The following is a 13,984-nucleotide window of genomic DNA, read 5'->3' as shown; positions in this document are numbered from 1 at the left end:
TATCACCAGAGATCGGACTCACGACGACGACATTTCCTCGCGGTCGCATTTCCGGAGCGCTGTGATGATCCTTCGCCCGATAGGTGTCACCTGCAGGGGCTGATTCCGTTCGGCGCGTGTAAGGAGTTGTCCGCCGAGGTCGTGCTCGAGGCGGTTGATCTGTCTGAGCAGTGTGGAGAGGTCGATATCGAGTGCGGAGGCAGCGGTGGTTAGCGTGGGATGGTCGGCCGTGGCGGCGAACCGGTGCAGCCGGGTCCACGCTCCTGTCCCGGTCAGCGCCGGTCGAAGTGCTCTCGGCGCGGTGGTCGCCTGATCGAGCGTGCGGCGGACCTCGTTGTGGCTTCCTCCTCCGTGTGGGCGGAGCGGAATGTCGTGTTTTCCTGCCCAGCGCCGCATGTTCGCGGGGCTCATTCCTTTCTCCTGGGCGAGGTCGCTCAAGGTGCGGCGCTGGTTGATGTATTGGTTGGTCGTAGAGCCAGTCGCGGTCGATGACGATGCCTGAACCGGGTCGTGGACGTTCGCGACGTTCGATGCCGTAGTCGTCGAGCAGACGGCCGATGACGTTTTTGGTCACGCCGAATCGGCTGCCGATCTCTCGCAAGGTCAGTTGCTGATCGTGGTAGAGATCGTTGAGGCGGTCTCGGGGAAGCGCCTCGCGGAGGGCGACACGGATCAGCCCCGTGGCTCGTGCTTGAGATTTCGTGATCGGGCGTGGCGGTGCGGGATGTTGTTCGAGAAGGTGACGAACGACGTCGAGGGAGGAGCCGAGCCGCTGCGCCGCGATGGTGAGCGCGGTGTCGTCCTCGCGGATGAGGCGGTGCAGCGTGTTGATGTCCACGTGATCGGGATCGGCTCCGGGCAGGCTGAGACCGTCGAGCAGCGCGAGAGGCGGCTGCCATTCGACTGGTTCGTCGTGGATGCCCTGTTGCGCCAGGAATTCTTGGGCCGCCTCGTTCAGGCGCAGGGCGAGATCAGGGGTGATCGGCGCGGCGAACTCGAGGAGGCAGTCGCGCCTGTAGGACGAGTCGATGGCGAACGAGCCTGGCGCCAGATCGGCCGGGACCATGCTGATCTTCTCGAAGAGCAGGCATCGCGCGAGGTCCAGGCGGCGGCCGTGCCCAGGCGGGAATCGGCTCTGGAGACAGATGTGGTGCCACTGGTCTTCGGGAAGCAAGGCGGTGTAGTCGAGGCCGCGGCGCCGGTCGTAGTCGATGGGGATGGCGTGGGCGTCGAGGTAGTCGGCGAGGTGGGTCAGCGCAGCGAGGATGTGGGTCCAGTGCGGATTCGTATGCAGGGCGCCGAAAACGCGGGATGGGTCGCGGCTGTCGGCTATGCCGAGGATCGTGGCCGTGTCGGGCAGGTTGTGCCGGGCGCCCGGGAGCAGAAGGGCCGCGGACAACGCGAGGCGCAGGGTGTGCAGCTGAAAGGTCTTCGCTGGGCGTAACCGCAGCGCCCAGGAGGTCCAGAGCATGGTCGGGACGTGGCGGCGTCGCGTGGACGCCTTCGCTGCAGGAAGTTGGTGATGGGGCTTGGTGGCGCCGGTTCGATAGCGAAGTTGGTCACTGGGGCTGAGGAAGGGACCCAACGCGGAGACCTGGATGGCTTTCAGCGTGGTGCTGGTTCCTTGTCCCCATTTGTCCACGTTCGACACCCGGACGCCATGGCCGCGTCGGCGCGCGGATTCGATGGCCCGGCGCAGACGGTGTCCCGCGTCGCGAATGGTGTCCGCGTTGAGTATCGCGATCGCGGCCGTGGCGCCGACCGCGGCGACGGCGGCGTGGCGTGGGGCCATGAACCCGTGCCGTCTCCCGGCCAGCACGGGCGGATGATCACCGCTCGACTGTGCCAGGGCGTGCTCGCAGGCGGCGAGCAGGTCGTCGGGCAGCGTGGTCACGTCGTTCAGATGGGCGTAGCGGAGAAAGCGGCTGGCGAGAGCACGCAGGTCAGCCAGCGCTGTGATCGCCGGCGCGGATTCGGCGGCGTAGACGCCGAATGAGGCCGTTCGCGTCTCGATGACCTCGTCGATGATGCGCTGGGCGTTCAGCACCGGATCGTCGTGCCGGAACCGGAGCGTGTTCATGGTTGTCAGGTCATGTCCGCAGCGGTCCGGGGAACGCCCGTGCTTGTCGTCGCCGACGGGGTGGACGCAGCGGCCCGGTGTCAGGACTTCGGTGAGAATGCGGCGCCGGGGCAGGTGCCCGCATCCAGGACAGTCGTCGGCGAGCAGCCGCCGGTGGGCGGTGCAGGCGAACGACCAGCCCAGCCGCCACCGCAGCAGCCAGCGGCCGCCGGTCTCGGCCAGGCAATCGGGGCAGTAGCGCGACCCGGTGTTGCGTCCCCAGAGCTGGGTTCGCCGGACCCGCCGCGTGGCGGGGTCGATGAGCAGGGCGGTGCCGTCGAAGCTGTTCAGCGTCATCGCCTCGACGAGGTGCTGCCCGACGCCGGTCACGGCGGAGACTGTGGCGATCTCCGCGGGCCGGAGCAGGACCGTCCAGTCGGCCGGGGCGTCGTCGTTGTTCCGGTGGCAGAGGCCCAGGTCGGGTAGGAGCGACCCCAACGGGGTGTGCAGCCGGTGCGCGAGGGCGGCGAACCAGGAGTCCAGTGCCTCGCCCGGGATCGGGTGGAGCCGGATCGGCAGGGTGTCGGTCCGGTTCATCCGCTGTGGCGCCGGGTTCCCGGCGCGGTGCGGGTGGTGATCCGGCGGCCGTCGAGGGCGTTCTCCAGTTCGCGGCGGGCGGTTTCCGCGGCGGCGTCGTTTTTCACGCCGTCGAGCAGCTCCTTGCTGAGGTGCTCGGTTCCGGTCCGGATGGCGCGCTGGCAGCCGCGGTTGATCAGCGTCATGAGTGAGCCGATGTGGCCGGTGCTGCGGGCGAACAGATAGTCCGACAGGCCGTCGGCGAGCATGCCGGGGTGTTTCCCGGCCAGCACGAGGCGCTGCTCGATCGCCAGCAGCATCTGCCGCCACTCGCGCCGCCCGGTGTCGGTGTCGACGGTGAACGGGCGCATGTCCAGGCGGGTGGTGCGGCGCCCGGTCTGGGCCAGGACCGCGTTGCTGTAGGAGTCGCCCTCGCGGAACAGGCCGCGCTCGGAAAGGCCGACGCCGATGAACACCAGAGTCACCGGGAACTGAACGTTATCTTGAGCTGACGCAATGATCATGCTGCTGACCAGTATCGATGCCATGAGGACATTGTCGACGACGACCGTCAAGTGGATCCGATGATCACTGCAGAGTTTCTTCCTCGGCGTGTCGTGCGCTGGCATATCAGCTCGACGTTGCCAAGGGCAGGGCAAGCGCCTGATCACCAGCTCTGGTTCAGAGATCTGGGAGCAAGTCACCAGAGTCTGGGTAGCGGCCTTGTTCCAGGCGGAAGACATAGGCCCGAAGGTCGGTCCTGAGGTCACCCGCCAGGTAGGCGAGGAACTCGCGTGCACCTTCGGCGGCCTCAACCTCATATGAGTTGGCCTCGGCGGCGGTCCACTCGCCGAGCAGCGCCGCGACATGCTCCTCGACCTGGCCTCGCGCGTTCCACCAGGCGCGGACGGCGTCCGGTGTCCACCGTGAGTCGCCGTCGCAGGCGTAGCCGCCTAAAGGGTCCTCTTCGGCGGCCGACAGCAGGCACTCGACCTCCTCCCGGGTCGTGGGCTGGCGGTAGACGAACTCGTTGTAGTACTCGCCGCCGTAGAGGACGTGGCGTGGTGCGGACTGCCGGCCGGTCCAACAGTTGTCGGTCAGGCCTGTGTAGAAGGGGCCAGGGACGTTCAACCAGTGCTTCTCTGACCATTTCTTGCCGTCGTCAGGCGTGAGGAAGTCTGGCGGAACGTGCGAGATCGGATCCCCAGGCGCGGGTGTGTCGGTCACGCCATCAGGATCCCCGACCAACTACGGGCGCCGCCACCCTTCAGTGATCTTCCGCGCGGACACGGCCATCAGCAGGGTCCGATGATCGCTGAGGATTTCCTCCTGGGCGTGTCGCGAGTACTGCCACGAACGTCGGCCACCCTGCGCTCGCCGAGGGCCAAGGCGAGCGCTTCACGGAGTTGTTTGTTCTCCGCCTCCAGGTGTCGGACCCGCTCGGTGGCGGACTCCAGGCGGCGCAACAGCGAAGCGTCGGAGGCTCGTTGCCGGTCGGGAACCGGCCGGTTCGGCGAGGCCGGACTTTGCCGGGCGCGGAGCCGTTCGATCTCGACACGCAGATCCGGCTGATTGTAGAGCCACGACCGCGACACCCGTGCCTGCTTGGCGACGGCGTCAAAGTTGATCGGCAGCCCGGCCTTGTCCATGCGGCGCAGGGCGGCGACGGCGCGTTTGCGGGTGGCGGCCGCCCTGTGGCGGGCGGCCGCAATGACATGGTGGGAGTTGTCAGCCCGCATCGGCGGCGTCCTCCTGCTCGTCCTTCTCGACCTCGCCGATCATGCGGTCCAGGTTGTCCAGAACCTGCTGGTTCATCTCAACCACACGGCCATGTCCCTTGTCCTTCGACACGTCGATGAGAGTGAGCGTGCGGTGGCGCTGCTCGCGCAGCTCGGGCAGAAACTCCGGCCCTGTCAGGAAAACGGGGCAAGTCAGGCAAGCGTTGGCGTGTGGACACGTCTTTTGCAGGGGCAGGCCGCAGTAGCCGTTGGGCAGGGTCTGTGTGGACATGCCGTAGCGGGTTTTTGCCCATTGTGCTTGTGCCAGTGGGCCTTCCGGGTCGATTGAGACCCGCTCACCCTTGATGTTGACCTTTGTGGCCTCCTGCCAGTGCCGGCGCACGGTCTGATCGGTGAGCTTGGCGTAGCGGGCGGTCATGGCGTGGCTGGAGTGGTCGAGCAGTACCCGCACTGTCTCCTGCGGGACGTCGCGGTTTATCAGACGACAGGCGAACGTGTGACGCCACTGGTGGGGTGTCAGACGCACCGGGCGGCCGTGTTCGTCGCGGATCTCGCAGGTGGTGAGCCAGTCGTTCAGCTTGTTGCGGTAGGTACCGGGATCGAGCGGGATGTCGCCGGAGACGTTGGAGCGTTCGCGTGGGAACAGCAGCGGTGTCCCGTCTGGCCATCGTTCGAGGATTCTGCGTTGCTGCCCGCCGATGGCCGCTTCGAGTTCTTCGTCGATGGGGACGGCGGCTTCGCGTTTCATCTTGGTGTTGAAGTAGCGCAGGTAGGGTGCGCCTTGCCCGTCGTGGACGACGCAGTCGAACGCGAGCGCCAGTGCGCTTGACACTCGTAGACCGCATCGGGTGAGGATCAGGGTGACCAGCTTGGCGGACGGATCGGCCCAGCGGTCCAGGTTGGCCGGTGATTCGATCTGGGTCATGACGAACTCGGCCAGCCGGCGGTCCACCTGGACGTGGATGGGCGGCGTGTCACCGGTGTAGAAGGTTGCCCGTGCCGGGAGGCTGTCGTCCCAGCCGTGCTGGCGGACGGCTTGGAAGAACACGTTGAGCGAGCCGATCCGGTGCCTTTTGATGTTGTTTCCGCCGGGTTGGGACATGGCGTGGGCGAGGTAGCGTTCCAGCAGTAGCCGGTCGACGTCGGCGAGCGAGTCGACACCGACCAAGGCCAGAAAGTCGCTGAACCGGGTCAGGGCATCGACTCCGGCGCGGGCCGCGCCGATGCTCAGCCCGGACGTCAGGCGGAGCCGGGTCCATCGTTTGCCCAGATCACGCAGCCGGGGATGGGTGATGCGGTCGAACCGCAACCGTGCCCGGGGACACGGGCGACCGCCTGGTCCGGCGATGCCGGGCAACCGGTCCAACCGCCAGACATCCCGGGGGTATTCGACCTCCCAGCCGGTTCCGTCGCGCAGCGCCTCGATCGCGTAGCGGGCGTCGAGCAGGAAGACCAGAGACTGATTCGGACGAGCCGCAGCCGCGACGCGCCACTGCTGTTCGCTCAGTTCCAGCAGCGAGGCGATGCAGCGGGCTCAGCGGCCCTTCCGGCGCTGGCGTACGAACAAAACCCAGTAGTAGCTGGTGGACACTATTAGAAGTGCGCCGAGTCCGACGTTAACCCAGTTGTGCCAGTCCATCGGACCCTCATCGGTTAGCCCCAGAACGAGCCAGATAACACCGAGAAGGCTCCAGGTCACAGCCATGCGGAGCGCAGTCTTCGCGTCCGTTGTCGTTTTGCCGAAACCCCACTTCGCAGAAGCCATACGGTCCACCCCTCGCCGCCGAACGTGTCGCAGCCGTCGTCCCTACCTACCCGGACGAGTTTGCAGCCAACCACCTTCCCGTCAGCGCCGTCACAGTGAGGAGGCGAAGCCGATGGGAGCACGCGGAGCCAAGCCGAAGCCGACAGCACTGAAAGTGCTCCACGGCGACCGGCCCGACCGGATCAACCACGCGGAGCCGATCCCGCCCGAGCACGAGGTCACCGCGCCCGAGGACCTGTCCGACGACGCCCGTGCCGTCTGGGACCGGCTCGCGCCCGGCCTGATCGCCGTCGGTGTGCTCACCACGTGGGACGTCGACGCCTTCGTGATCGTGTGCGAGGCGCTGGCCCGGTACAAGCAGGCTACGAAGCTGGTGAACGGCTCCGCTCTGCTGATGCAGGGGCCGAACGGCTTCGTGAAGAACCCCGCGCTGATCGTGCAGCGCGAGGCCGAGACGACGTTCGCGCAGTACGGCGCGAGGTTCGGGCTCACCCCGTCCGATCGTTCGCAGCTGAAGGTTGACGCTTCCGCCCAGGCCAACGGAGCAGGCGCCGAGAGGCTGCTTTCCTAACGCTTTCATCGACGTCCGGTAGCGTCTTGGCGCGCTGAAGTAGTCGGAGCCCGTGGTGGTCACGAATCCACCGGTTGCCCTCGGCATCGGTGAAGATCAGGATCGCTATCCGAACCTCCCAGGGCTCTTTGTCCTCTTTCGTCCAGTCGTAGTTCTGGGCGCGCTGACGATGAGGTTTCGGAGTCGGCTCCTGCACGGCGAAACTCGAGGCCGTAGTTACGCCGTCAATCAGCTCAAGAGAAAACACGGGCAGATTGCTGGCGTTCATGATGTAGGTCGAGATGGTCGGCGTCCCGTGCTCGTCCATGTTGGGCACGCTCCATGCAGCCACTTGCGCCGCTTGTCGCCGAACATCATGATCTTGGGCTTCCTTGAGCTGCGCCGCCTGTCGACGTCCTGTTCTGTGCGCCGTAAGCGCTGACCACGAGGCCGCAACCAACGCGCAGGAGGCGATCACGACTGTGGCGATTTCGGTGGGCTTGACCTCGGCGTTCTGGAGCGTCGCGTGGTGAACGAAAACAGATAGCACCTGACGACAGTACTGGGTCATCGACAGCCACCGGACTTCCCCGCGTCACAGCTGTGTCCAGGGAGGTCACCCCTGGATGGCCCGAGCCAGCGTTCGTAAGGCGGTCCATCGGCTGCCGGAGTGCGGCTTCACTCTCGACGGTAAGACCTGCCGCAAGAGGGGAGACCACTTGTGTCGCCCTCGGGCCGCGCACGCCGTCGCGTTCTGCTCCGAGCTGTGTGTGCACACGAAGGACAAGTGGTCCCGCCGGCCGTTTGAACTCGCGCCGTGGCAACGCAAGGACATCGTCGAGCCGCTGTTCGGCGAAGTCGTGTGGGACCCCGAATGGGAGTCCTACGTCCGCCGGTTCCAGATCGGCTGGATCGAGCTGGCGCGCAAGAACGGCAAGAGCGAACTGCTCGCGTTCATCGCGCTGTACCTGCTCGTCGGCGACGAAGTGAAAGGCGCCGAGATCTACGGCTGCGCGATGGACCGGGGCCAGGCCGCGAAACTCTTCGACGTCGCCGCCAGGATCGTCAAGCTCAGCCCGGTGCTCTCAGCCCGCCTGATCGTCAAGGACCACATCAAGCGGATCATCGACGAGCGCACCGGCAGCTACTACGAAGTCGTCGCGGCCGACGCGGCGGGCAACCTCGGACACAACCCGCACGGCGTCGTCTTCGACGAGGTCTTGACCCAGCGGGACGCCCGGCTGTGGGACGCCATGCGGACCGGCATGGGTACCCGCGCGCAGCCGATGATGATCGCCGCCACCACGGCCGGAGACGACCCCGCCAGCTTCGCCCGCAGCGAGCACGACGAGTGCGTGCGCATCCAGGAGGACCCGGACCGCGCCCGGCATCGCTTCGCCTACGTCCGCAACGTCCCCGAAGACGCGGACCCGTGGGACGAACGGAACTGGCCGCTGGCCAACCCCGCCCTGGGCGACTTCCTCTCGATCCGCTCGCTGCGGCAGGAAGCCGCTGAGGCACGAAATGATCCGAGCAAGGAAAATGCCTTCCGGCAGTACCGGCTCAATCAGTGGGTGCAGCAGGCTCACCGCTGGATGCCGATGCACCTGTACCGACAGTGTGCTGGGACCGTCGCCCGCGCCCCAGACTGGCTGCGCGCTGAGCTGGCGGGGCGCCGCGCCTACGGCGGTCTCGACCTCGCGGCCAAGCTCGACATGACCGCGTGGTCGCTGCTCGTTCCCGACGGTCTCGACGGCAAGCCGTCGATGCTCTGGAGGTTTTGGCTTCCCGAATCCGCGGTGAAGTTCCTCGACGGCCGCACCAACGGCCGGGTTTCCCAGTGGGCCGACGGCGGATGGATCACCGTCACGCCCGGCGACGTCATCGACTACGACGTCATCTACGCCGACATCGCGGCCGACTGCGCCACGTTCAAGGTCATGGCGGCCGGGTACGACGAGTGGTCCGGCGAACCGGTCCGGCAGGCGATCCAGAAGAAGACCCGCCTCGACCTCGCGCCGATCCCGCAGATCTACTGATGGCGCTCACCGTGGGATATCCGTCGAGACTGCCTGCGCGCAGCAGGGTCTCGTAGCGGCCGGGGCCGAGGGCGGTCACACCGTTCGCAAAGACCGGTGCGAGATCGAGGTCGTCACCGGGCTCGCGGTACATCTCCTGGGCGACGACGTCGGCGAACTGCCCCAACATGGTCGCGAAATAGATCCCGCCGGGCAGTTCACAGCCGCGTGAGGCCACCGGCGGCCGCGGATCGCGGCACCCCGGATAGAGCCGGGTGCCGCCGTCCGGAACTCCGCCGGCGAGATAGCAGCCGAACCGGGCGGCGTTCATGTTCGAGCCATAGCTGGCGTACCAGACCAAGTCGGATGACCTGGCGCCCAATCCGCCCGGAGTTGCCACGATGGCGTCCCCTCTCCCCCGTCATCTGCTCGTCCCACACCACCATGCCCGCGGCGGCTCCGACTCGCGCATCGCCGAGCGGAAGGCCCGGCGGGGAATGACGAGGCCTGGTCAGTCATCCTCGTTGCGGTGCAGCGGCACGGCGAGGAGCGCTGCGAGGTCGACGTCGGTGCCCGGCCCGAACCGCTCGGCCTCCTCGACCGACACCGGTGTCGCACCGTGCCGCACTCGCGGGCAGACCGGGCAGGCGCCTTCCAGCCCGGTCTGCCACGGGCGCCCACACGAGTGGCACAGGCCCAATCCGAGCAGCGCTGCCTGTGTTGCCGGGGGTGATGGTGGGGATGCGGTGCTGCCAGCGGATACGGGCGGCTTCGATCGCGTGTCGCTGCGCGGCCATGCGCGCGGCGTGCTTCCAGGTCGGATCGTCGGTATGCCTGGCCAGCTCGTCGTATAGCCGGGAGGCGAGGGCGTAGGCCTCGGCCCGGCGGTAAGGGTCGGTCGATCGGAAGTCCTTCTCGGCCATGCCCCGGCCACGTTCGAGATCTTTCCGCGCCAGGCCCGTCCGGAACTCGCCGACGTGCCCGGCGCTGTCCGCATCGTTCTCGCGCCACGGGCCGCTGCGCTGATTGCGGACGTGACTGTAGGAATCGTCGCCGCCACGGGCCTTCACGCGATGGCGGCGCTTGCTGCCGGCGTTCTTGGTCATGATCGCCTCTCCACGGCCGGGGCCCACGCCATCCGACCGGCACGATCGACCGTTGTCCGAAGGATGTCGAGCTGCACGTGAGTCCCCAACCTCGCCCCTGGGCGGGTATCGACCCTTGTCCTCGTCGACGTCCGCGCCCTTGCGTGGGAAGGGGACATCTCGGAAGCCGGCAGCGACGTGCGGCAGCCTTTCCGACCGTACCGCACCCTCGTACAGGCCCCAGACCTTCATGCCAAGCCGCCTGTACGGGCCGGGTGCGTGAAGCTCTCGTATCCCCGAGTCGCGGCCGACACAACGCCAACCCTGATGCTGACGAACGACGCCGGCAGCACGGCGCCGTCCTCCGGAGACTCGGCCGGAAGCAGCATCGCTCGGCGGCAGTGCGGCGCGAACTCATCGACCAGCGCCGAGTCCGGTCGTCCACGACCTGACTGGCACCAGAGCGAACGCAATTACTGATTGGAGGCGTCGGCCGCCTGGCGCGCACCCGTCGGCCAGGAACGCCGCGATGTTCGTGTTTCCCCGAATGTCGGACCGGCGTGATAGACGGTGGGCATGAACGTTGCTTCGGGCATGGCACACGTGGAGGGCTGTCGTGACCTCCGCAGCGAGCGGACCGGCCGCGGCGCGCTGCGTGCGGTGGCCGTCGTGTCCGTGCCGTGTCCACCGACCCGACGTGCGGTGGTCACATCGTGTCCCTGACCAGTGAACTAGCCAGCCCCCGAAGCCCGCTCGCCGCGTGGTGCGAGCGAACATTCGCCGGGACGGCGTCGGTGGTCGAGCAGATCGCGACCGCCGTGCGGGATGTCCGTCCCATCCGGCCATCCGGACAGGTCCCGGCACGATGGTGGGCGGAAGTCGGCGGAGCGTTCGGGCAACGTGTCGCGGACCTCGTACAGCCCGCACCGCCGTACTATGCGCTGCTCGGGCTGATCCAGGCCAAGTGGGTTTCCCCTGCCTGGGCGCACGATCAGGCCGCGCGCTACCCCAGCCACAGGGGCCTCACCGGCGAGCACCGTGCCCGAGCGCTGCACCTGCGCCCCGCCGCCGCGTCCTGGCTTGACCTCAGTGGGCCCGTCGAACCGCGCCTGCTGGGAAATCCGGCCGCCGAGGCGGCATGGGCGGACTTCCTCGAGCGCGGCCGTACCTACCTGGCACGTCACGCCCCAGCCGGGACCCTCGGCTCCCCCGGCGCCGAAGCCGGACTGGCTCGCCTGTGCTGGCTGCTGACCCTCTGCGAGGACGTATACCGCAGCGGGCTCATCGACGACCGCCTGGCCAGGCTCTTCGACGCCGGGCGCCCGACCGTCGACCAACTGCGCAGTCTGGTCAACCAGCGCCAGGTCGACGAACTGGTCGCCCTCGCGCGGCTGCTGCACGACCGCGGAACCCTGTGGGAGCTCCGGAAACTCGCCGGCAACCCCGCGCCCGGCACACCGCTCGGGATCGCCGGGCCGACCATCGTGCCTCACTGGGCCGACGCCGACCTCCTCCTCGGCGCGATCGACCCCGACCACGGCATCGACGCCGACGGCGGAACGCTGCTCGACGTTAAGACCGTCGTCAGCGTCCGCGACACCAGCAAAGTCGGACGCTGGCTCTGGCAAATCCTGCTGTACGCGTGGCTGGACACCGCCGACCTGTACCGGATCCGGCGGGTCGGTTTAATGCTCGGCCGACACGGCCAGCTGGTCACCTGGCCCGTCGACGAACTCGCCGAGCACCTCCTCGGCCGCCGCGTCACCGGCGAACACGCCCGCGACGCCTTTCACGACATCGCCGGACAGATCATCACCGGCCACGGTCTCCCCTGGCCGGTCGCCTGACCGCCCTCCAGCTAGAGCCTGACGTCCGTCGATCGTCGGCCAGAGCTATCCGCGATGGGCGCCCTCACCTTGGGCCGAATCCTGCGAGCCGCGGCGCAGCGTAATCGTAAGGTCGCGACGTCCAGCTGTCCCGATCTGTGGCCCCCAGGTCGCCGTCGTTGCCGGTTGTCCCGCTGGAAGGACTGCCCGATTCGGCCCTGCTGGTCAGGGCTACCTCAACTCACCTCGCCGATCCGACCGACCGTCGCCTGCCCGTGGTCCTGGCACAGCCAGTCCTTCTAACGTCTTTGACGAGCGCCACCGATCGCGAACCGGGGCGGCCTCTCTGGCACGAGAGGCCGCCCCTTACAGGTTCCGTCGAGGGTGTCTTGCCTCCGCAGCAGGAACACGAGAACGGAACACACATGACGATAGGTGGTGCACGAGACGAGTTGCCATCGCGCAACGACAGAACGTCGCCTGTGCGCGACGACGAACAGGGGGCGGAATCATCCGCGCCGAACGCCACGACCGTTGACCGCAGCGACGAACGGCGATCCCTGGTCCGACTCGCCAGCCGGATCCTCAGCTCCTGGGGAGCTACGGTCCGGCTGGTGATCATCCTGACCGTGATCATCGGCGGGATGTGGCTGCTCAACGCTGCTGTCGACCTCGGCCCGATCCGCCTCGGAAAACCCTGAACAGCAACCGGAGACGCCCGGCGCCACACGACGCCGGGCGTCTCCCACCACGTTCGGCACGGACGGAGATCAGCGACACCCGTCCCGCAGCTACAGTTCACCGCCCATGCCACCTCGCCCGGATATGACAGAGCCTGGGCGTGAGCCACCTGGCACTGATCCGAGTGGCAGCCCGGCCGGTCACCGAACCCGAGGACGATGAAGCGATGAAGCGATGAGCCAGTCACCACACCTTTACCTCGGACCAGCCATCCAACGATGGCGGCCGAGCACCCCCGCCGATATCCAGCACGCCATCGACAACGGCGCGCTGGAGGAACGGCACTGGCTCGACATCAAGCGCCAGCTCAACCACGACAAACACGACAAGATCGAACTCGCCCGGGACGCGGCCTCGTTCGCCAACGACGGCGGAGTGCTCCTGATCGGCGTGGACGAAGACAGGCCGACCGGGAAGCTCACCCTGGCGCCGACACGACTGTCAGGGCTGGCGGAAACCGTCGAGCAGATCCTGCACCAGCGCTGTGACCCGTCGCTGTTCGTACAGTGCCATCCGATCCCCGTGTCTCCGGAAGACATGGAGAACGGCTATTTGGTGATCGAGATACCGCCGAGTCCGCTGGCACCGCACATGGTCGACGGCCAGTATCACGGCCGAGGCGACAAGACCAACCACCGGCTGAACGATGCGGCCGTGGAGCGCCTGTTCGCGATCCGGGCTGCCCGCCAGGTCACCGCCGAGCAGCTGATCGCCGCCGAGATCGCCCGCGATCCCATCGAGGACGACCGCGACCAGGACGTCCGCCTGTACGCGGTCGCCCACCCGATCGCCAGCCCTCCCGAGCTACTCACCCCGCACCTGATGGGCGAGGAACTGCGAACCCTCGTCGCCCGAGCCGCGATCACTCCCAATACGGACAGCTGGCTGCAACGGCTGACCGCATACAACGAACCACGGGCGGTCGGTCGCGGTTGGCACACCTACGACCTGCACTCCCGCATCCTCGCCCCGGACGCCGTCGGTAAAGACCGCGCCCAGGCCGACCTGGAGATCTCCGATGACGGCTCCATCGCGCTGTTCGCCTCAGCGCTGGTCGGTACCAAATCGATCGGTTACGCCCGGCCCGTCGGACAGCGCTTCGTCTACACCGAAGGAGCCGTCGGACTGGTCCGCGCCCTGGTCACCCTCGCCGGCGAGGTCGGGACCACGTTCGGATACCGGGGTCAGTGGGAGATCGCTGTCGGATTGACCAACCTCAACGGGTTAGTCCACAGCAGCACACCGTCTGTGGGTGAGCCCGACCAGCTTCTGCGATACAGCGCAAGCCGATACGTGCAAGGAACGTCAGCTGGGACTGGTGAGCTGCAGGAAGCCCCAGGGCCTGTGGTGAGCAGGCTGATGTACAAGTTCGTGCGGGCGTTGGGAGCAGAGCAATTCTTCGCCGACGTCTTCGCACACCACGGGAAGTCCGAATGATCCGGCGGCCGCCCGACCGTCAGCTGATGCTTTCCAAGTCGTTCACGCAGTGCCACGGCCACGCGAGCTGGGGTGGATCCTGCTCGCGAGCGCCTCCGAAGCGGGTTATCGATAGCCGTCGCCCTCGCCCTTGCAGCCCGATACCTGCCGATCCGCTGCGCGGCGCCCGGCCTGGGCGACGCCGTTCA

At 67.3% G+C, this 13,984-nt stretch carries 11 protein-coding genes and 1 pseudogene; 5 read left to right on the top strand and 7 right to left on the bottom strand.

Annotation, left to right across the window (positions count from 1 at the left end; genetic code table 11):
* Positions 1 to 18: 18 nt before the first annotated feature.
* The 6 genes and pseudogenes from ACLJQ7_RS01875 to ACLJQ7_RS01850 form a co-directional block, all read right to left on the bottom strand.
* Positions 19 to 396 carry a LysR family transcriptional regulator gene (locus ACLJQ7_RS01875; protein ID WP_410646992.1) on the bottom strand — a complete coding sequence of 126 codons (378 nt, stop codon included), beginning with the start codon at positions 394 to 396 and terminating at the stop codon, positions 19 to 21.
* 1,837 nt (positions 397 to 2,233) lie between these two features.
* Positions 2,234 to 2,656, bottom strand: a pseudogene (locus ACLJQ7_RS01870) (TniQ family protein); the annotation flags it as partial.
* Positions 2,653 to 3,210, bottom strand: a complete 558-nt coding sequence (locus tag ACLJQ7_RS01865) for a hypothetical protein (protein WP_410646350.1) — start codon at positions 3,208 to 3,210, stop codon at positions 2,653 to 2,655. The pseudogene ACLJQ7_RS01870 and the gene ACLJQ7_RS01865, both read right to left, overlap by 4 nt.
* Positions 3,211 to 3,316: 106 nt before the next feature.
* On the bottom strand, positions 3,317 to 3,862 hold the full coding sequence (locus ACLJQ7_RS01860; protein ID WP_410646349.1) for a hypothetical protein: 546 nt from the start codon (positions 3,860 to 3,862) through the stop codon (positions 3,317 to 3,319).
* Between the two features lie 68 nt (positions 3,863 to 3,930).
* The gene (locus ACLJQ7_RS01855; protein WP_410646348.1) at positions 3,931 to 4,374 is read right to left on the bottom strand and encodes a DUF6262 family protein; all 444 of its coding nucleotides are present in this window, start codon (positions 4,372 to 4,374) and stop codon (positions 3,931 to 3,933) included.
* Positions 4,364 to 5,683 (bottom strand): tyrosine-type recombinase/integrase, encoded by a 1,320-nt coding sequence (locus tag ACLJQ7_RS01850; RefSeq protein WP_410646347.1) that lies wholly within the window; start codon positions 5,681 to 5,683, stop codon positions 4,364 to 4,366. The genes ACLJQ7_RS01855 and ACLJQ7_RS01850 overlap by 11 nt, the downstream gene beginning before the upstream one ends.
* Before the next feature lie 568 nt (positions 5,684 to 6,251).
* On the opposite strand from ACLJQ7_RS01850, the gene ACLJQ7_RS01845 reads away from it, so the two are divergent.
* On the top strand, positions 6,252 to 6,710 hold the full coding sequence (locus tag ACLJQ7_RS01845) for a phage terminase small subunit P27 family (protein ID WP_410646346.1): 459 nt from the start codon (positions 6,252 to 6,254) through the stop codon (positions 6,708 to 6,710).
* Here the strand turns inward: ACLJQ7_RS01845 and ACLJQ7_RS01840 are convergent.
* Entirely contained in the window at positions 6,628 to 7,239 is a 612-nt protein-coding gene (locus ACLJQ7_RS01840; RefSeq protein ID WP_410646345.1) for a hypothetical protein, read from the bottom strand. The two genes, ACLJQ7_RS01845 and ACLJQ7_RS01840, sit on opposite strands and share 83 nt — an antisense overlap.
* Before the next feature lie 169 nt (positions 7,240 to 7,408).
* Here ACLJQ7_RS01840 and ACLJQ7_RS01835 point away from each other — a divergent pair, with 169 nt between their 5' ends.
* The 4 genes from ACLJQ7_RS01835 (at position 7,409) to ACLJQ7_RS01820 (ending at position 13,796) form a co-directional block, all read left to right on the top strand.
* The gene (locus ACLJQ7_RS01835; RefSeq protein WP_410646344.1) at positions 7,409 to 8,728 is read left to right on the top strand and encodes a terminase large subunit; all 1,320 of its coding nucleotides are present in this window, start codon (positions 7,409 to 7,411) and stop codon (positions 8,726 to 8,728) included.
* A gap of 1,777 nt (positions 8,729 to 10,505) precedes the next feature.
* Positions 10,506 to 11,639, top strand: a complete 1,134-nt coding sequence (locus ACLJQ7_RS01830; protein WP_410646343.1) for a hypothetical protein — start codon at positions 10,506 to 10,508, stop codon at positions 11,637 to 11,639.
* A gap of 461 nt (positions 11,640 to 12,100) precedes the next feature.
* Positions 12,101 to 12,319 carry a hypothetical protein gene (locus tag ACLJQ7_RS01825; protein ID WP_410646342.1) on the top strand — a complete coding sequence of 73 codons (219 nt, stop codon included), beginning with the start codon at positions 12,101 to 12,103 and terminating at the stop codon, positions 12,317 to 12,319.
* Positions 12,320 to 12,533: 214 nt separating this feature from the next.
* Positions 12,534 to 13,796, top strand: a complete 1,263-nt coding sequence (locus ACLJQ7_RS01820) for a helix-turn-helix domain-containing protein (protein ID WP_410646341.1) — start codon at positions 12,534 to 12,536, stop codon at positions 13,794 to 13,796.
* The last annotated feature ends 188 nt before the right edge of the window (positions 13,797 to 13,984 follow it).

It is taken from the genome of Amycolatopsis sp. cmx-4-54, from assembly GCF_046548895.1.
Taxonomy (GTDB): Bacteria; Actinomycetota; Actinomycetes; order Mycobacteriales; family Pseudonocardiaceae; genus Amycolatopsis.
The sequence above is the reverse complement of the archived record's forward strand: the minus strand, read 5'-3'. Positions and strand labels throughout refer to the sequence as shown.

What these genes read in the sequence shown, in the direction of transcription:
- ACLJQ7_RS01855 (WP_410646348.1), bottom strand. Translation starts at nt 4,374, where the DNA reads ATGCGGGCTGACAACTCCCACCATGTCATTGCGGCCGCCCGCCACAGG.
- ACLJQ7_RS01875 (WP_410646992.1), bottom strand. Translation starts at nt 396, where the DNA reads ATGCGGCGCTGGGCAGGAAAACACGACATTCCGCTCCGCCCACACGGA.
- ACLJQ7_RS01845 (WP_410646346.1), top strand. Translation starts at nt 6,252, where the DNA reads ATGGGAGCACGCGGAGCCAAGCCGAAGCCGACAGCACTGAAAGTGCTC.
- ACLJQ7_RS01820 (WP_410646341.1), top strand. Translation starts at nt 12,534, where the DNA reads ATGAGCCAGTCACCACACCTTTACCTCGGACCAGCCATCCAACGATGG.